This is a genomic window from Nonomuraea turkmeniaca, assembly GCF_005889735.1.
GTDB lineage: Bacteria > Actinomycetota > Actinomycetes > Streptosporangiales > Streptosporangiaceae > Nonomuraea > Nonomuraea turkmeniaca.
In genome coordinates this window covers 1-17,329 of record NZ_VCKY01000228.1, presented here as the reverse complement: position 1 = coordinate 17,329, position 17,329 = coordinate 1, and the positions used below count along the sequence as shown (strand labels likewise).

Here is a 17,329-nt window from a genome sequence, read left to right as displayed (position 1 = left end):
GCCCTCTCCCGCATCCCCTACTTCGCCGAGATCGCCGACGTCCCGGCGGGCCCGGCGGAGCGCTCCCTGGACCTCGCCGGCCTGCCGCCAGAGGAGGCCCTGGCCGTCGTGTCGGCAAAGGTGCGGGACCGCGCGGCCGCCGTGCTCGGGATCGACGCGCACCGGCTGGGAGACGACACCGTCCTGACGGACCTCGGCCTGGACTCCCTGGCCGCGACCCGCCTGCGCGGCACCGTCGAGCACGACTTCGGCGTCACCGTCCCCACGGCCCCGCTGCTCAAGGGCGGCAGCGTCGGCGCGCTGGTCCGGACGGTCGCCGGGGGACTGGGCCTGCCGGCGGCCACGCCCGTCGGGCCCCGGGACGCGGCGGAGCGGCAGGTGGTCCGCGTGCTCACGGACCTGCTCGGCCGGGAGCCCTCCGTCACCGAGCCCCTCGATCCCGGCGTCCTGCCGGCGGCACTCGACCTCCTGACCTGCGAACTCCGCACCGCCCCGCCGGCTTTGGGCACGGCGGCCGAGATCGCCGACGTCATCAGGCAGGCCGATGAGGCCGCGGCCCAGCGCGGCGCCGTCCGGACCCTGACCAGCGGAGAATCCGGCAAGCCGATCTTCCTGGCACACCCCGCGGGCGGCACCACCGGCGTCTACACGCAGCTGGCCGACCGCCTCTCCGTCCCCGTCCTCGGCCTGGAACGCCTGAGCGGCCCCCTGGACATCCCCGAACGCGCCGCCCGCTACGCCCAGGCGATCAAGGACACCTGTCCGGGGCCGTACCGGCTGGGCGGGTGGTCGTTCGGCGGCATCCTGGCCTTCGAGATCGCCCAGAGACTGGACGACGTCGAACTGGTGGCCATGATCGACTCGGGCCTCCCCGAGCAGGTCCCCGAGGCGGCGAGGCACGAGATTCACGCCCGGAGATACGCGGATTTCGCGGCCTATCTGCGGAAGACCTACGGCGCCGAGATCCGCCTGGACCCGGCCGAGCTGCTCGCTCTCGACAAGCCGGGCCAACTGGCGCTGACCGAGGCCCGGATAGCCGAATCAGGCGTGCTGGACCGGCTGAGCCCCGCCATCCTCCGCCACCAGCTCACCTCCCACGAGGACACCAGGGCCATCGAACGGTACCGCCCGCGCCGCCCGTACCCCGGCCGGGTCGTCCTCTACCGCTCCACGGACCCCACCCCATGGACGGTCGAGGACCCCCGGTACGCGCACGAGAACGACCCGGCCAGGGGGTGGGGCCCGTACACCACCGACCTGGAGATCGTCGCGATCCCCGGATCGCACCACCTCAACCTGCTCGACCCCCCACACGTCGAGGTCGTCGCCGACCACCTGAAAGGACGCCTATGACGCTCGCCGAGGCAGTGGTGGCCGGTGCGGAGCCCGCCGAGCTGGCGCGCCTGGACGTGCCCGCCACCTACCGGGCCGCCTACCTCCGCAAGGACGACGTAGGGATCTTCGACCAGGACGAGCCGGACAAGGACGTCCGCAGGACGCTCCACGTCGGCGACGCGCCGATGCCCGATCTGGCCGACGACGAGGTGCTGGTCGCGGTGATGGCCAGTGCGATCAACTTCAACACGGTGTGGTCGGCGATGTTCGAGCCGGTGCCGACGTTCGCGTTCCTGGAGCGGCTCGGGCGCAGCGACCCGCGGCACGACCTGCCCGTGCATGTGCTCGGCTCGGACGCCGCCGGCGTGATCGTGCGGACCGGCCGGGCGGTACGGCGCTGGCGGGTCGGCGACCGGGTGGTCACCAGCCCCGCGTACATCGACGGCGAGGACCCCGTCATCCAGCACGACGGCATGCTGGCGGGCGACCTGCGCGCCTGGGGCTTCGAGACGAACTTCGGCGGCCTGGCCGACTTCGCCGTGGTCAAGGCCACGCAGCTGCTCGCCAAGCCCCGGCATCTGAGCTGGGAGGAGGCGGCCTGCAACATGTTGTGCGCGTCGACCGCGTACCGGATGCTGGTCGGCGAGCGCGGCGCTCGCATGAAGCAGGGCGACGTGGTGCTGGTGTGGGGTGCGACGGGCGGCCTCGGCGGCTATGCCGTGCAACTCGTCAGGAACGGCGGCGGCATCCCCGTCGGCGTCGTCAGCACCCCGGAGAAGGCGGAGCTGCTGCGCAGCATGGGCTGCGCGCACGTCGTGGACCGTTCGCAGGCCGACGGCCTGGGCGACGAGAAGGGCTGGCGCCGGCTCGGCGCCGAGATCAGGCGGCAGGTGGGCGAGGACCCGGCGATCGTGTTCGAGCACACGGGGCGGGAGACGTTCGGCGCCTCGGTGTACGTCGCCCGGCGCGGCGGCGCGGTGGTGACGTGCGGATCGTCGAGCGGGTACGCCCACGAATACGACAACCGGCACCTGTGGATGAAGCTCAAGCGCATCATCGGCTCCCACGGCGCCAACTACCAGGAGTGCCACGAGGTGAACCGGCTCATCTCGCTCGGCCTGGTCCACCCCACGCTCTCGGCCGTCTACCCGCTGGAGCAGGCCGCCGAGGCGGCGCGCGCCGTGCAACTGAACCGGCATGTCGGCAAGGTCGGCGTGCTCGCCCTCGCCCCCGGCGAGGACCTCGGGATCGAGGACCACGCGTTGCGCGAACGGGTCGGCGAGCACCGCCTGAGGCTCTTCCGCGACCACGCCCGCAGCGCCGACCCCTCATGACGACTACCTCAGGCCCTCAGCGCCGGCTCCCGATGACCGCCTGGCGGGCCCGGAGCGCGATCTCCAGCTCGAACCGGACATCCGGATCGGCCAGCTGATCACCGTAGAGCTCCTCGAGCTGCCGCAGCCGGTACCGCACGGTCTGCGGGTGCACGTGCAACCGCGCGGCCACCTCGCCCGCGCCCCTGCCGTGCCGCAGCCAGGCCAGCAACGTCTCCGCCAGCCGGTCCTGCTGGGTGGGCCGCAGATGGGCGAGGGGCGCGAGACGCACCTCGGCCAGGGCGCTGACCAGCTCCTCGTCCTTGAACACCACCAGCATGGCCATGTGGTCCTCACACCGCAGCAGCCCGCGCGGCAGCACATCCCGCCGTGACAGCTCCAGCGCCTCCCGCGCCCAGCGCAGCGACGTCGCGGCGGCGGCCAGCGGCACGCCCGGCCCGATCGCGCCACACCGCCCGCGCAACGCCTGCTCCAGCATCTGCGCCTGCCCCGGCCCGCTGGGATCGGGCACCACCAGGCATGGCGCCGGCCGCTCCAGCCCCGCCAGCACGTCCGGCGGCAACGCGGGCATCCGTTGGCCGCCGGGCCGGGCACGATGACCACCATGCTGGTCGTCGAGAGCCACGCAGGCCACCGTCCTCGGCAGCCGCCACCCCGCCGCCTTGGCCAGGTCCGCGACGGCCTCCGGGCTGGCGAGCGGCTGGCTGAGCAGGAGGTCGAGGAGGCGGTTGCGGCGGCGTTCCATCTCGCCGGCGGCGCGCGCCCTGGCCTCCTCGAAGCCCTCGGCCGCCGCGTCGGCCAACTGGTCGAGGTAGACGAAGATGGCCTCGCCCAGGTCGTACAGGGATTGGGGGGACAACCCGAGCGGGCCGGCGATCTCCGTCAGCCGCCGCCAGCCGACCCGGGCGCCGAGCCGCATGGCGGTCTGGAGCGGCTCCAGGTTGCGCCCCTCGGCCGCCTCACCCCTGCCGATCATGCGGAACGGCTCCGGATCCCAAGGGGCGCCCGGGCGTTCGATGTGGTCGAGGAAGCCCTCGATGGCCTGCTCGACCGCCATCCTGACGACCTTGATGTAGAGCTCGTCGTCCGGCCGGTCGTACTCGGGGATCCGGGTACGGATCTCCTTGATCACCTCGTCGCAGACCCGGCCGATGCCCGACCTGAGCGTTTTCGCGATGTCCGCGGGTGTACGGCTTTCGCTGATGTCACTCTTGATGGCCATGGTCCCTCCTGTCGCCATTGTGACCTAGGCGACAGAAGTTTTGGAGCAAATGCTTGCTTTGCTGCTACGTCTGGATGAAGGCGCCGAACTCCTCCACGTCGATCAGCCCGTCACCGTCCTTGTCGAGCCTGCGTACCCCGTCCTGCGCGGCTTCCAACGTGACCGGCTGGCCGAGCACCTCCATCAGCCGTACGAGCTCGTCGGCGGAGATGCGGCCGTCGTTGTCGGCGTCGATGAGGTCAAAGGTGATCGCGTAGTCGCTCAATGGAGTCGCCCCTTCTGCGAGATCCGATGTCGCGTCAGACCTTAGTGGCGACCTGCCGTAGCGCGTCGATGAATGCCACGACTTGTGGGCTCTTGTCGCCGTCTCCAGCAGGGCACGCCGCGATCGGTGCGGCCGGTGTGCCGGCCGCGCTGACGCTCCCCGCGCGACCCGGCGGTCATCGGAGTCCGAAATGGTCAGGGGCTAGGGCTGCGCTCGACGAGTGCGGCCAGGTTCGCCAGCGCCATCCGCGTGCCCGTCTCGTTGTCGGCGGCGGGCACACCCTCGGGAATCCCGTCGTGCACGATGACGACCTCGGTGCCGGCGCCGGCCTCGGTGAGCGTCGTCGTCATCGTCATGGTCCCGCGCAGCGCCGGATCCGCGGTCTCGAACTCCAGCACCTCGACCACCCGCTCGTCCGGAACGAGCTCCGCGAAGCGGCCATGGTAGGTGTCGGTGTGCGAGGCCGACTTGCCGGCCGGCCCCTGCACGTCGTAGGTGAGTGAGACCCGGAACGACCCGCCTTCGCGGGCGTCGAACTCGTGGACGTGGCTGCTCATGCCCGCCGGCACCCGCCATTCGGCGATCGCGTCCGCGTCCACGAGCGCCCGGTAAACGGCTGAACGCGGCGCATTCACGTACTGAGAGACCCGCGTCGAGTACATGCGGCCGACCTTACCGGGCCGGGGTTGACCTTCAGCGGCACGCTCAATGGTGTACGGCGTGCCGCGACGGATACCACGTCTCGCCCACCGGCTCGCCGGCCATGTTCCAGCTCCACGACTCGGTCGGCGTGATGCGGCTGTAGAGGCCCGGGCCGACCATGCCGACCCGCTCGACCGGCGGCTCGGCCTCGCCGTAGACCCGCACGCCGCGCGCGATGAAGGGCTCGAACGACACCATGTCATCGACGACCAGGGCGACCTTGAGATTGCCTGCCCGCAGGTTGCGGAACTTGCGGGTACGCAGCACCTCCTCGCCCGCGCCGCCGACCCAGAAGCCCGTACCGTCGAACTCGAACGCCACGGGCACCACGTCCGGCTGCCCGCCGCCGGACACGGTGGCCAGCCGGGCGAGCGGCTGCGACTGCAGGTACGCGATCTCTTCGTCGGTGAATGACATGTCTTTCCTCCCAGGGAATCTCCCTACCTACACGGACGAGGTCTGCCGGGATCGACATGCCGATCTATAGCATGTGCGGAACCCCACAGCAGGGAGGCTCAGGTGCCGAACCCGGTCATCCTCGACTGCGACCCAGGACACGACGACGTCTTCGCGATCTGGCTGGCCGCCGGGCACCCGGAGATCGACCTGCGTGCCATCACCACCGTGGGCGGCAACGGCCGGCTGGCCCACACCACCTACAACGCCAGGGTGGTGACCGGGCTGGCGGGCATCACGGACGTGCCGATCTCGCCCGGCGCCGGCGGCCCGCTGGTCCGGGCGCTGTCCCCGGCCGAGTGGATTCACGGCGCCAACGCGCTCGGCGGGCCGGACCTGCCGCCGCCCACCGTGGAGGCGGACCCGCGGCCCGCGATCGAGCTCATCAGGGACACCGTGGACGCCACCGACGAGGATGTCACGATCGTCGCCACCGGGCCGCTGACGAACGTCGCGATGTTCGTCCGCACGTATCCGGACCGGCTGGCGAGGATCAGCCGGATCGTCTGGATGGGCGGCTCCACCGGCCGGGGCAACGTCACGCCGTACGCCGAGTTCAACTGCTGGTGCGATCCCGAGGCGGCGTCCATCGTGCTCGGCTCCGGGCCGCCGCTCACCATGATCGGCCTGAACGTCACCCACCAGGCCCTCGTCACCCAGGACGTCATCGCCCGCATCAGCGCGATCGGCAACAGGACCGCCGCCTTCGGCGTCGAGCTGCTGAATTTCTTCAACTCCACGTACGAGACCGACCAGGGCATGCCGGAGGCGCCCCTGCACGACCCGATCGCGGTCGCGCTGGTCGCCGAGCCCGCGACCGTGACCACCGTACGGACCAGGCTCGACATCGAGCTGCATGGCACCGAGACCGCGGGCGCGACCAGCGTGGACCTGATCGACCAGCTCAAGCGCGAGCCCAACGCGGACGTGGCCACCGGGCTGGACGTCGAGCGGTTCTGGCGGCTGGTCGAGGACACGATCCGCGTGCTCGCCTGAACGCATCCGTCGCGGGTAGTCGGAGCGGATGCGACTGACGTACACCTCCGACGTCTGGTGGAAGAACGCCGTCGTCTATTGCCTGGACGTGGAGACGTTCAAGGATGGCAACGGCGACGGCGTGGGCGACTTCCGCGGGCTGACACAGCAGATCGACTATCTCGCCGGGCTCGGCGTGACGTGCCTCTGGCTCATGCCGTTCTTCCCGACCCCGAACAGGGACGACGGCTACGACATCACGGACTTCTACAGCGTCGACCCGCGATTGGGGACGCTGGGCGACTTCGTGGAGTTCATGCGCACCGCCCACGACCGCGGCCTGCGGGTGATCGCGGACCTGGTCGTCAACCACACCTCCGACCAGCACCCCTGGTTCACGGAGGCACGCAGGAGCAAGGACTCGCCGATGCGCGACTGGTACGTCTGGTCCGACACCCCCGAGCCGGACGACCCGAGCCAGGTGGTCTTCCCTGACAAGGAGACCTCCTTCTGGGAGTACGACGAGGGGTCCGGACAGTACTTCCTGCACAGCTTCTACCGGCACCAGCCGGACCTGAACGTCGGGAACCACGAGGTCAGGGACGAGATCACCCGCATACTCGGCTTCTGGATGGAGCTCGGCCTGTCCGGGTTCCGGGTGGACGCCGTGCCGTTCCTCATCGAGAACGTCAATCCGAAGCTGTCCACCCCGCACGAGTTCCTGGCCGACCTGCGGGCGTTCATGACCAGGCGCAAGGGCGGGTCGATCCTGCTCGGTGAGGTCAACGTCCCGTACAAGCAGTTAATCCGCTATTTCGGCGAGGGCCTCGGCGACCAGATCACCATGTGCTTCGACTTCATCGGCATGCAGAACGCCTGGCTGTCGCTGGCCCGCGAGGACGCCCGCCCCCTGGCCGCCGCCCTGCGCGAGCGGCCCCAGCCGCCCAAGGACTGCCAGTGGGCGATGTTCCTGCGTAACCACGACGAGCTCACCCTCGACAAGCTGACCGAGGAGGAGCGGCAGGAGGTCTTCCGGGCGTTCGGCCCGCGCCAGGACATGCAGATCTTCGGCCGCGGGCTGCGCCGCCGCCTGCCGACCATGCTCGGCGGGGACCTGCGGCGCGTCAAGATGGCGTACAGCCTGATGTTCTCGCTGCCCGGCACCCCCGTGATCTTCTACGGCGAGGAGATCGGCATGGGGGAGAACCTCCACGAGGAAGGCCGCATGGCGGTCCGCATCCCGATGCAGTGGTCGGAGGACGGCGGATTCAGCCAGTCGGAGCCGGTACGCGAGATCCCGGAGGGCTCCTTCGCCCCCGACCGGGTGAACGTGGCCGACCAGAAGCGGGACACGAGCTCACTCCTGCGCTGGTTCCAGCTCCTCATCGAGCGCTACCGCGAATGCCCGGAGCTGGCATGGGGCGACTACACGGTGCTGGACACCGGCCACAAGGCGGTCCTGGCCCACCGCTGCGACGTGGACGGCGCCACGGTCGTGGTCGCGCACAACTTCTGCGACACGGCGGTGGACGTGGAGCTGACGCTGACCGGGTTGGAGGGCAACGAGCTGACGGACCTGCTGGTGGACGGCACCCTCGAGGTGTCGGGTGACGGAGTGGCCCAGGTGCCGCTGGGCCCGCACGGCTGCCGCTGGATGCGTGCGTCGCCGCCGGAGATCGCGCCGGAGGACGCCTCGGCCAAGTCCCAGTAGCGAGGACGCCTCCGTCCCGGTCGCCGAGGCCCCTCGGTCAAGCTCGGGTGACGGAGAGCGGCGCCCCGGTCATGTCCCCGTGGCGGCCGGCCAGGCGGACATCGCCAGCGTGGCGATGCGCAGCAGCTCATCGTGCCCGGCCCCGTCGCGGGACTGCGCCGACATGCCCTGGATCACCGATGCGTAGAACCCGGCCAGCCCTTCCGTGTCCGTGCCGGCCGGGATGCGCCCCGCCGCCACGTCGTCGTCGATCCGCCGCTTGAGCGTCGCCTTGGTCGCCTGCCTGAACCCGCGCAGCAGCTCCTCCACCTCCGCGGACTCGGGCCCGCAGTTCACCGCCGCCGAGATGATCAGACAACCTCTCGGGTGCTCGTCACTCGCGTACTCCGCGGCCGCCTCCCGCAGCACCCGCTCGATCGCCTGCCGCCCGGTCGGCTCCTCGGCCAGCGCGCGGGTGGAGAAGGCGCCGTGGGTCTCTTGGTAGCGGCTCACCACCTCCTCGAACAGCCGCCGCTTGTCCCCGAAGGCCGCGTACAGGCTGGGTGGCTTGATCCCCATCGCGGCGGTGAGCGCGGCGATCGAGGTCGCCTCGTAGCCGTGCCGCCAGAACTCCCGCAACGCGCTCTCCAGCGCCGTGTCCCGGTCGAATGCTCGCTGTCTGGCCATGCACACATTCTATAGCGATCGTTATGTTATGGTTCTGTATCGATCGCTAAAGAAAGGTTGTGCGATGAAGAACGCCCTCGTGACAGGAGCGAGCAGGGGGATCGGCCGCGCCATCGCGCTGCGCCTGGCCGGCGACGGGTTCCGGGTGGCCGTCACCTACGCCGCCGATGAGGCCGCTGCCAAGGATGTGACCGGCCTCATCGAGGAGCGCGGCGGGGCCGCGTTCGCCGTTCAGGCCGATCTGGGTGTGCCGGCGGATGTGAACCGGCTCGCCGAGCACCTCAGGCAGGAGACGCCGGTGCTGGACGTGCTGGTCAACAATGCGGGCATCGCCGGATCGGGGCCGGTCGAGCAGGAGACGCCGGAGACCTACGACCGGGTGTTCGCCGTCAACGTCAAAGGTCTGTTCTTCCTCACCCAGCAGGTGCTGCCGCTGATCCCCGACGGCGGCCGGATCATCAACGTCACCTCGGGCGTGACCCGCATCGCCTTCCCCGAAGGCATCGCGTATGCCATGAGCAAGGGCGCGGTGCAGACGTTCACGCTGGCCCTGGCCAAGGAGCTGGGGCCGCGCGGGATCACGGTCAACAACATCGCGCCCGGCATCGTCGACACCGACGCCAACGCCGCCTGGCTACGCGGCAACCCCGAGGCGGAGGCGTACGCGGCGAGCCGGCACGCGCTCAACCGGATCGGTCAGGCCGGCGAGATCGCGAACGCGGTCGCCTTCGCCGCCTCGGAGCAGGCGAGCTTCATCACCGGCAGCACCATCGACGTCACCGGCGGGGGGAACCTCTGACATGCACACCGTCACCCACGGCTCAGGCCGGGTCCACTACGGCCGGGCGGGCAGCGACCCGGGCGGCGAGCTCACGCTTGACCTGCTCGCCGGGCAGGTCGCGGCCGCGTTCGAGGGTCCGTCGGACCTCGTCGGCTTCTCGCTGGGCGCCGCCGTGGCGGCCGCGGTCGCCGCCGAGCGTCCCGACCTGGTCAGGCGCCTGGTCCTGATCGCCGGCTGGACCCACCTGGCCGACTTCCGCTTGGAGCTGGGGCTTCGCACCTGGGCTCGGCTGGCCGCCACGGATCCGGAGATCTTCGCCGCGTACGGGCCGCTGATGGCGTTCAGTCCGGAACACGTGAACGAGGCCCTCCTGGGGGAGCCCCCGCGGGGCACCCTGCGGCAGATCGAGCTGGACCTCAGGATCGACCTCCGGGACCTGCTGCCGAAGATCACCGCGCCCACGCTGGTCATCGGCAACACCCGGGACTGCCTGATCCCGGTGGAGCACGCCCGCGCGCTGCACGCCGCGCTCCCCGGCAGCGAGTACGCCGAGCTGGACGGCGGCCACGTCATCCTGCACGAGCGGCCGACCGAGGTCACGGCGCTGATCAGGGACTTCGTTCAGAGGTAGGACGGGCCGGTCACCCGGTGCCGGAAGGTCCACCACACCCACCCCTGCGCGGCCACCAGCAGCGGGATCAGCACCAGGATCACCGGCACCAGCAGGGACCCGGACGTGCCGGGGTGCAGCGGCAGCCGCAGCCCCGCCAGCACCCCGACGGCCACCAGTGCCCCCGTGGTCAGCGTGTACGTGCGGGCCTCCACCGGCCCGCCGGAGCCCCCGGAGAGCACGGCGGCCCGTTCCCGCAGCACCCCGCGCAGCCGCAGCGCCGCGAACGTCAGCCCGTGCGTGGCGAACAACGCGGCCACCACCAGGGCGGGCAGCAGGGCGACCGGACCCTGGATGCCCAGCAGCACGTGACTGAGCAGCAGGCCCCAGCTCAGCGCCAGACCCCAGCTTCCCGCCACGATCGCGCCGTCCCAGAACCCCGCCCAGCGCCGGCCCGGCACCCGCCCGCGCAGCCACAACCCCATGTCCCGCACGATCCACCCGAGCAGCAACACCACGACCACGGAGTAGTTGCCGGCCAGCAGTTCGCCCTCCAGCTCGGGGAAGAGCCCCGCCAGCACGCCGGCCGTCGCCACCAGCCACACCTCGTTGCCCAGGAAGAACGGCGCGATCGCGGCGATCACCTCGCGCCGCTCGGCGCCCGACCGGCCCAGGTACGGGAGCGTCATGCCGACGCCGATGTCGGCCCCGGCCAGCACGAGGTAGCCGAGCGCGAAGAAGGCCAGGATGAAGATCTCCATGATCGGCTCCCTAGAAGCTGAGTGCGGGGGCGGAGGGGGTGTCGATCGGGCGGTCGCCCAGGGCCACGGCGTCGGGCCCGCGCCGGGCGTGCCTGGCCAGCAGCCAGTAGTTGATCAGGATGAGGACGGAGAAGACGGACGCGAAGGCGATGATCGAGAACCGCATCTGCGTCTCCGTGACAGATGACATCGCGTCGGCCGTCTTGAGCAGCCCGTACACGGCCCAGGGCTGGCGGCCCATCTCACGGAAGATCCACCCGGCGATCACGGTGACGAACGGGACCGGGATCATCGCGGTGAGCAGCCAGTGCCAGAGCCGGAACCCCCGCACGACCGGGCGGAAGGCCATCAGCACGCAGCTCGCAGCGGCCACCAGCAGCATCACGACGAGCAGGATCACCATCGTGAGGCCCCCGCCCCGCACCCATTCCACCGGCGGCAGGTAGTCGCCGGGGCCGAGCCTGGCCACCATCTCCGCCTGGGCCTCGGCCAGTCGCTCCGCGCTGCCCACCCAGGCGGCGATCTTGGTCGGTTGCATGGTGTCGAAGCTGATGCCGCCGAAGGTGGCGGTGACGAACGTCGCGGGCAGCGCGACCCCGATCCCGAGCCGTAGCGACTTGCGGAAGAAGTCCTGCTCGGCGGTGCGCTTACGCAGGTGGTACGCGCTCACCCCGGCCATGAAGAACCCGCCGGTGATCATCGCGCCGCCCATCACGTGCCAGAAAGCGACCTGGGCCGCCGGGTTGGCCACCATGGCGCCGAAGTCGACGAGTCGCAGCGTCCCGCCGTCGACGACGTGGCCGACCGGGTTCTGCAGGAAGCCGTTCGCGATCATGATCCAGAACGCCGACGCGTAGGCCGTCAGCGTGACGATCCAGATCAGCGCCAGGTGCGCCCACCGGTTCAGCTTGTTCCAGCCGAAGATCCACAGACCCAGGAACGTGGACTCGATGAAGAACGCCACCAGCGCCTCGATCGCCAGCGCCGAGCCGAAGACGTTGCCCGCGTACTCGGTGAGCCCGCTCCACGACAGCCCGAGCTGGAACTCCATGACCAGCCCCGTGACGATGCCCATCGCGTAGTTGATGATGTAGAGCTGGCCCCAGAACCGTGTCATCCGCATGTGCACCGGGCTGCCGGTCAGCGTCGCGCGGGTCTGGACGACGGCCACCAGCGTCGCCAGGCCGAGCGTCAGCGCCACGAAGAGAAAATGCGCGCCCGCGGTGAGCGCGAACTGCAGGCGGGCGAGATCCACGGTTTCCATGGTCAGAGCATCCGGGTACGGCTCCGCCCGCCGCGTCCGCCTCAGGCGGTCACCTGCGTACATCCCTGGGATGTAAGGCGCCGCCCGGCGTACATCTCAGGGTGTAAGCCAGCCCGGAGTGATCATGCCCGCCTCGTACGCGAGCACCACGACCTGGGCCCGGTCGCGGACCGACAACTTCGTCATGATGCGGCTGACGTGCGTCTTCGCGGTGGCCGGGCTGAGGACGAGCCGGGCCGCGATCTCGTCGTTCGACAGGCCCGCGGCCACCAGCGTCATGACCTCCCGCTCGCGCTCGGTCAGCGCGTTGAGCTCGGGTCCCGGGTCGGGGCGTTTGACCCGGCCGGCGAACTCGGCGATCAGCCGCCGGGTGACCGACGGGGAGATCAGCGCGTCACCCCTGGCCACGACCCGGACCGCGTGGATCAGCTCGGCCGGCTCGGTGTCCTTGACGAGGAAGCCGCTCGCGCCCGCCCGCAGCGCGCCGTAGACGTAGTCGTCCAGGTCGAACGTGGTCAGGATGATCACCTTGACGCCGTCGAGCCGCGGGTCGCCGGCGATCTGGCGGGTGGCCTCCAGACCGTCGAGTTCGGGCATGCGGATGTCCATCAGCACGACGTCGGGGCGGTGCTCGCGGGCTCCGGCGATCGCCGCCGCGCCGTTGGGGGCCTCGGCGACGACCTCGATGTCGTCCTCGTCGCTGAGTATGGACCGGAACCCGGCGCGGACCAGGGTCTGGTCGTCGGCGAGCAACACGCGGATCATCGCACTCCGTTCAACGGCAGGCGGGCGACGACGCGGAAGCCGCCCTCGGGGCGGGGGCCCGCCTCCAGAGTGCCGCCGAGCGCGCTCGCCCGTTCGCGCATGCCCTGCAGGCCGAAGCCGCTGCCTCCGTCGTACGTGGCACCCGGTCCCTCATCTTCCACGCGGATCATGATATTTCCGGATGTGTTGCTGACGCTCAGCGTGGCCTTGTTTGTGCCGGAATGGCGGGAGACGTTCGTCAGCGCCTCCCTGATGATGCGGGCGGCGGCCAGGTCCACCTCGGTCGGCACCGCCTCGAGTGGGCCGGACAACTCCGTGCGCACCTCCAGGCCCGAGGCCGCGACCAGCGCGTCAATCCGCGCCAGGCTGTCGGCGGGCGCGGTCGGCGCGTCCTCGTCCACCTGGCGCAGCACCCCCAGCGTGGTCCGCAACTCGCGCAACGTCTCCTTGCTGGTGTCCTTGATCGTCCGCAGTGCCTCCTCGGCGTCCTCGGGCCGTTTCTTCAGCCCGTGCAACGCGGCGGCCGCCTGCACGTTGATCATCGAGATGTTGTGCCCGAGCACGTCGTGCAGCTCTCTGGCGATGCGCAGCCGCTCCTCACTCTCCCGCCGCCTGGCCTCCTCCTCCTTGCCGCGCTCGGCGTCGATCGCGCGCCGCTCGGCCTCCTCCAGGTACGCCCGCCGGTTGCGGGTGACCCCGCCGAACGCGATGGCCGCGACCACCCACCCGGCGATCGCGATGAACATGCTGTCATCGACGTGCCGGGATCCACCGAGCTCGCCGAGCCCCATGCCGAGCAGCAACACCGCGCCGACCGTGATGGCCGCGATGAGGTGGCCCCGGTCGGCCGCGGTGTAAAGGATCATGAACGCCAGCACGATGAGCGGCCCGTCGAGGCCCGCCCGCGGGTAGTAGACCGCGACGGACACGGACACGACGATCAGCGCCGCCACGGGATATCTGTGCCGCACCAGCAGCCCGGCGAACGTGATGGCCGGCAACACCACGTCCAGCACGTTCAGCTGCCTGTCGCCGCGGAACGCGTAGGTGATCAGCATCCCGGCCAGCACGGCGGCGATCGCCACGAGCGACACGATCGTGCTGGTGGGTGGCCTTCGCATGCCTCCCATTCTGTACGGGTAGATCCGATGAATGAGCACTATGGACGAACTCCGGCAGGTCGAAGAGGACCTGGAGCGGCTGCGAGCCGAGAACCGGGAGATCCGAGAACAGCTCCGCGACATGGGCGCGACCGACCAGGTGGAGAAGTCGGCCGTGATCAGCCAGGCGGACGAGCAGGTCGAGTTGATCGCCGGGCTCGAACGCCGGCGGGACTGGCTGCTCCAGCGGCTGGAGGAGGGGAAAACGCGAGGAGGCGGGTCATCTCCTTAGCGGAGCGCCGACCTCGTGCAGGTGCCGCAACGCCTGCCCGTACGAGTCGAGCAGTCCGGTCTGCAGGTAGCTGACGCCGATCTCGTCGCAGTATCGCTGCACGATGGGCTGCGCACGGCGCAGACTCGGGGCGGGCATGTTGGGGAACAGATGGTGCTCGATCTGGTAGTTGAGCTGGCCGAGCGCCACGTCGGTGAACACACCGCCCCTGACGTTGCGCGAGGTGAGCACCTGCTTGCGCAGGAAGTCGAGCTTGTCGTCCTTTGTCAGTACGGGCATCCCCTTGTGGTTCGGCGCGAACGTGGACCCCAGATAGAGCCCGAACAACCCCTGATGCACGATCAGGAACAACAGAGCCTTGCCGAACGGCAACACGGCGAAGACCGCCCCGAAATACGCCACGAAATGCACGATCAACAGCGCCAGCTCCGGACCGCGCCGCTTGGCTGATGACGTGAACAGCGCTTTGAAGCTGGCCACGTGGAGGTGCCAGGCTTCGAGGGTGAGCAGCGGGAAGAACCAGAAAGCCTGATATCTCGCGACGAAACGCGGCAACCCCCGGCTCTTGATGGCCTGATCGGTGGACCAGACGATGACGGCGGGCGAGACGTCGGGGTCGTGGTCCTCGTGGTTGGGGTTCGCGTGGTGGCGGTTGTGCTTGGTGGTCCACCAGCCCCAGCCGAGCCCGACGCCGAGGTTGCCGATCAGCAGGCCCGCCACGTCGCTCGGCCGTCGCGTCCTGAAGACCTGCCGGTGCCCGATGTCGTGAGCGACGAACCCGAACTGCGTGAACACCACGGCCAGCGCGACCGCGACGAGCAACTGCCACCACGAGTCGCCCAGCCAGGCGAACAACGTCCAGCAGCCGAGGTAGGCGGCGACGGCGATGGCGATCCGCGCCGCGTAATAAAAGGGACGCCGGTCAAGGAGACCGGCGTCCACAATCGTGTGGGCTAGTCGGGCGAAGTCGCTTCCCCGAGTGTCGAGTGTGCCAGGAATGACCACAGGTCTCCTTACCTCGCGGTGCACATTGCCCCCAACCCTGGCGTATCCGCGAGTGAAGGGGAAGTCCGCTGACGATGGTGCGCGGGCTCCACAGTATGCGCCACCGGAAGGTGATCGCTCACCGTTCCAGACGTTCCCACAGCAGCTCCAATGGGAGATGTGGCACCGTCGCCTCGCCGAACTCCGGCACGCCCAGCGCCGCACAGGGCGCTTGGACGTGCCGGGGCTCGAGGTTGTAGAAGCTCCCCGTGCCGTAGTCGATGCGCACGCTCTCCAGCGACGGCCGCTCGGCGGCCAGGCACGCGCCCATCGACATCCCCAGGTCGGTCGGCGAGGTCAGCGTGTGGGCGTTGCCCGTGACGACCAGCGCGGGCTCCACGTTCGCCGCCAGCACCCGCCGCGCCATCGAGGCGTCCCGCTCCGACCAGTCGCCGGCGCGCATCACCTCGTCGAACAACGTGACCCGTACCCCGTCGATCTTCTTGAGCACCGCCAGATGCCCCGCGGTGACGGTCCCCTCGCCGAACCACCACCATGGATGGTTCAGTCCGGTTCCGTCGGCCAGATAGAGGTCGAGCTGCGGCGCCAGCTCCCTCGGCCACTCCAGGGCCAGGTTGGTCAGCCCGAGCAGTCGCATGAGGGCGAGGATGATCAGCGGGTTCTCCCTGACCCCATGCAGCTCGCCGAGCAGCAGCAACCCGGACTCGTCGAGCGACCGCTCGGCCCGGTCGAGCGCCGCCGGCTCGACGGCCAGCTCGTAGTCGTCGGTATCGAACTCGGCTACGGCCCGCAGCAGGCTGTCAGGCGTGTCGACGCTTGGCATGCTTACACAGTGTTCGCCTGGGTCAGCCCGCGCAACAGGCAGATCAGGCGAACACCTTGGCCTTGAGCGACGGGACCCGCTGGACCAGGCGCAGGAAGGACTTGAACCCCATCCGGGTCCGGTCCCGTTCGTAGACGGTCACGTCGCGGCCTGCCTTGCGCAGCCCTTGGGCCAGGCAGAGCCCGCCGATCCCGCCGCCGATGATCGCGGTGGTGTTGGTCATGCTCCGAATATCAACCGTATGGATGATTCTGTCAACCATCCGGATGGATGATAAGGTCGAGGGCATGAGACGAGCGCCGGAGGAGAAGCGGCGCGATCCCGAACGCACGAAGGCCCGGATCCTGCAGGCGGCGCTGGAGGAGTTCGCGGCCAAGGGGTTCGCGGGTGCGCGGGTCAATGAGATCGCCGCCAAGGCCGGGGTGAACAAGCAGCTGATCTCCTACTATTTCGGCGGCAAGGAAGGTCTCTACCAGGCGATCACGACCCGATGGCAGAGTGAGGAGAGCGTGTTCGCCGACCGATCGTCCTCGCTGGGCGCGCTCGTGGCCGGGTACGTCCGCGCCGGCTCCGAGCGGCGGGACTTCGGCAAGCTGCTGGTCTGGCAGGGGCTGACCGAGGACGGCCCGCCGGATCCCGCTTTCGCCGAAGAGGTGCGCCGCGACCTGGAAGGGCTCCGGAGGCGTCAGCAGGCAGGCGAGTTCCCGTCGGACATCGACCCGGCCGCCTTGCTGGTCGCGTTCTTCGCGATGGCCTCGGCCGGCATCTCGTTCCCGCAGCTCGTCCGGGCTGCCTTAGGCCTCGACCCGGCTTCGCCCGAGTTCGCCGAGCACTATGCCGGGCAACTGGAGAAGCTGGTCGAGCATCTGGTCGAGGCCACCGATTCGTAAGGTCCCGCCGCCTTGCCCGGTCTCTGGGCCGGCCGAGCGATGCATTGTAGTGCTAAGTGGACAAGACCGTACAAAACCGACAAACTGCTAACCCTCGATCGCCCCCACCCTTCCAGGACCTCAGAAACACCGCGATTGGCAACGAGGAGCTTTGTCGTGTCGCTCAACAGAAAGATTGCAACCAGGGTGGGGCTCGGCGCCGGCCTTGCGGCTCTGTCCCTGGCCGCGGGAGGACTGCTCGCGGCCCTCACCCAGGAGCCCGCCACCAGCGACATGGCCTACACCGCCGCGCCCGGGCTCGCATCGACCCCCGAGGCTCTCGACACCTACGACGAGAGCACCCCCGAGCCCAGCACCACCTCGACCCCCACC

The 17,329-nt window shown here is 69.9% G+C and carries 21 protein-coding genes; 9 read left to right on the top strand and 12 right to left on the bottom strand.

Translation table 11 applies throughout. The annotated features are described in order from the left end of the window. Positions 1–1,353 (top strand): thioesterase domain-containing protein (locus ETD86_RS43155; RefSeq protein ID WP_246149151.1); only part of this gene is annotated, 1,353 nt, incomplete at its 5' end. Continuing rightward, entirely contained in the window at positions 1,350–2,669 is a 1,320-nt protein-coding gene (gene ccrA / locus ETD86_RS43150) for a crotonyl-CoA carboxylase/reductase (protein ID WP_138672422.1), read from the top strand. The genes ETD86_RS43155 and ccrA, both read left to right, overlap by 4 nt. Before the next feature lie 16 nt (positions 2,670–2,685). Here ccrA and ETD86_RS43145 read toward each other — a convergent pair whose 3' ends face one another. The 4 genes from ETD86_RS43145 to ETD86_RS43130 form a co-directional block, all read right to left on the bottom strand. Then, positions 2,686–3,891, bottom strand: a complete 1,206-nt coding sequence (locus ETD86_RS43145) for a PucR-like N-terminal domain-containing protein (RefSeq protein WP_170223569.1) — start codon at positions 3,889–3,891, stop codon at positions 2,686–2,688. Positions 3,892–3,955: 64 nt separating this feature from the next. Continuing rightward, a complete protein-coding gene (locus tag ETD86_RS43140; protein ID WP_138672421.1) occupies positions 3,956–4,156 on the bottom strand; it encodes an EF-hand domain-containing protein in 201 nt (66 codons plus the stop codon). A gap of 194 nt (positions 4,157–4,350) precedes the next feature. Beyond that, entirely contained in the window at positions 4,351–4,818 is a 468-nt protein-coding gene (locus ETD86_RS43135; protein WP_138672420.1) for an SRPBCC domain-containing protein, read from the bottom strand. 43 nt (positions 4,819–4,861) lie between these two features. Continuing rightward, on the bottom strand, positions 4,862–5,275 hold the full coding sequence (locus tag ETD86_RS43130; RefSeq protein ID WP_138672419.1) for a PPOX class F420-dependent oxidoreductase: 414 nt from the start codon (positions 5,273–5,275) through the stop codon (positions 4,862–4,864). A 102-nt stretch (positions 5,276–5,377) separates the two neighbouring features. On the opposite strand from ETD86_RS43130, the gene ETD86_RS43125 reads away from it, so the two are divergent. Both ETD86_RS43125 and ETD86_RS43120 read left to right on the top strand, forming a co-directional pair. After that, complete coding sequence (locus ETD86_RS43125) at positions 5,378–6,310, top strand: nucleoside hydrolase (protein WP_138672418.1); 933 nt, start codon at positions 5,378–5,380, stop codon at positions 6,308–6,310. Positions 6,311–6,338: 28 nt separating this feature from the next. After that, positions 6,339–8,000, top strand: a complete 1,662-nt coding sequence (locus ETD86_RS43120) for an alpha-amylase family protein (protein WP_138672417.1) — start codon at positions 6,339–6,341, stop codon at positions 7,998–8,000. A 69-nt stretch (positions 8,001–8,069) separates the two neighbouring features. Here the strand turns inward: ETD86_RS43120 and ETD86_RS43115 are convergent, their stop codons facing one another. Beyond that, positions 8,070–8,666, bottom strand: coding sequence for a TetR/AcrR family transcriptional regulator (locus ETD86_RS43115; protein ID WP_138672416.1), 597 nt, complete (start codon positions 8,664–8,666; stop codon positions 8,070–8,072). A 64-nt stretch (positions 8,667–8,730) separates the two neighbouring features. Between ETD86_RS43115 and ETD86_RS43110 the strand changes: the two genes are divergently transcribed. Then, complete coding sequence (locus ETD86_RS43110; protein WP_246149148.1) at positions 8,731–9,465, top strand: SDR family NAD(P)-dependent oxidoreductase; 735 nt, start codon at positions 8,731–8,733, stop codon at positions 9,463–9,465. 1 nt (position 9,466) lies between these two features. Further along, positions 9,467–10,078, top strand: coding sequence for an alpha/beta fold hydrolase (locus ETD86_RS43105; protein WP_138672414.1), 612 nt, complete (start codon positions 9,467–9,469; stop codon positions 10,076–10,078). Here ETD86_RS43105 and ETD86_RS43100 read toward each other — a convergent pair. The 4 genes from ETD86_RS43100 to ETD86_RS43085 all read right to left on the bottom strand — a co-directional run bounded on the left by ETD86_RS43100 (position 10,069) and on the right by ETD86_RS43085 (position 13,968). Next, positions 10,069–10,818 (bottom strand): cytochrome d ubiquinol oxidase subunit II, encoded by a 750-nt coding sequence (locus ETD86_RS43100; RefSeq protein ID WP_138672413.1) that lies wholly within the window; start codon positions 10,816–10,818, stop codon positions 10,069–10,071. The two genes, ETD86_RS43105 and ETD86_RS43100, sit on opposite strands and share 10 nt — an antisense overlap. A 10-nt stretch (positions 10,819–10,828) precedes the next feature. After that, positions 10,829–12,082 carry a cytochrome ubiquinol oxidase subunit I gene (locus ETD86_RS43095; RefSeq protein ID WP_138672411.1) on the bottom strand — a complete coding sequence of 418 codons (1,254 nt, stop codon included), beginning with the start codon at positions 12,080–12,082 and terminating at the stop codon, positions 10,829–10,831. Between the two features lie 96 nt (positions 12,083–12,178). Continuing rightward, positions 12,179–12,847: a response regulator gene (locus tag ETD86_RS43090; protein ID WP_138672410.1), complete on the bottom strand. Its 669-nt coding sequence runs from the start codon at positions 12,845–12,847 to the stop codon at positions 12,179–12,181. Then, on the bottom strand, positions 12,844–13,968 hold the full coding sequence (locus ETD86_RS43085) for a sensor histidine kinase (protein ID WP_246149145.1): 1,125 nt from the start codon (positions 13,966–13,968) through the stop codon (positions 12,844–12,846). Before ETD86_RS43085 ends, ETD86_RS43090 begins: the two co-directional genes overlap by 4 nt. A 31-nt stretch (positions 13,969–13,999) precedes the next feature. Between ETD86_RS43085 and ETD86_RS43080 the strand changes: the two genes are divergently transcribed. Further along, on the top strand, positions 14,000–14,239 hold the full coding sequence (locus tag ETD86_RS43080) for a hypothetical protein (protein WP_138672409.1): 240 nt from the start codon (positions 14,000–14,002) through the stop codon (positions 14,237–14,239). Here the strand turns inward: ETD86_RS43080 and ETD86_RS43075 are convergent. From ETD86_RS43075 to ETD86_RS58715, 3 genes are all read right to left on the bottom strand, one after another. Continuing rightward, positions 14,228–15,181, bottom strand: coding sequence for a fatty acid desaturase family protein (locus ETD86_RS43075; RefSeq protein ID WP_246149143.1), 954 nt, complete (start codon positions 15,179–15,181; stop codon positions 14,228–14,230). The two genes, ETD86_RS43080 and ETD86_RS43075, sit on opposite strands and share 12 nt — an antisense overlap. A 181-nt stretch (positions 15,182–15,362) precedes the next feature. Next, on the bottom strand, positions 15,363–16,067 hold the full coding sequence (locus ETD86_RS43070; protein ID WP_138672408.1) for a hypothetical protein: 705 nt from the start codon (positions 16,065–16,067) through the stop codon (positions 15,363–15,365). Positions 16,068–16,110: 43 nt separating this feature from the next. Next, positions 16,111–16,290, bottom strand: coding sequence for an NAD(P)-binding protein (locus tag ETD86_RS58715; RefSeq protein ID WP_246149141.1), 180 nt, complete (start codon positions 16,288–16,290; stop codon positions 16,111–16,113). A 64-nt stretch (positions 16,291–16,354) separates the two neighbouring features. On the opposite strand from ETD86_RS58715, the gene ETD86_RS43060 reads away from it, so the two are divergent. Continuing rightward, positions 16,355–16,957 carry a TetR/AcrR family transcriptional regulator gene (locus ETD86_RS43060; protein ID WP_211370669.1) on the top strand — a complete coding sequence of 201 codons (603 nt, stop codon included), beginning with the start codon at positions 16,355–16,357 and terminating at the stop codon, positions 16,955–16,957. Positions 16,958–17,113: 156 nt separating this feature from the next. Further along, the coding region (locus tag ETD86_RS43055) for a hypothetical protein (RefSeq protein WP_211370668.1) at positions 17,114–17,329 on the top strand (216 nt) is incomplete at its 3' end.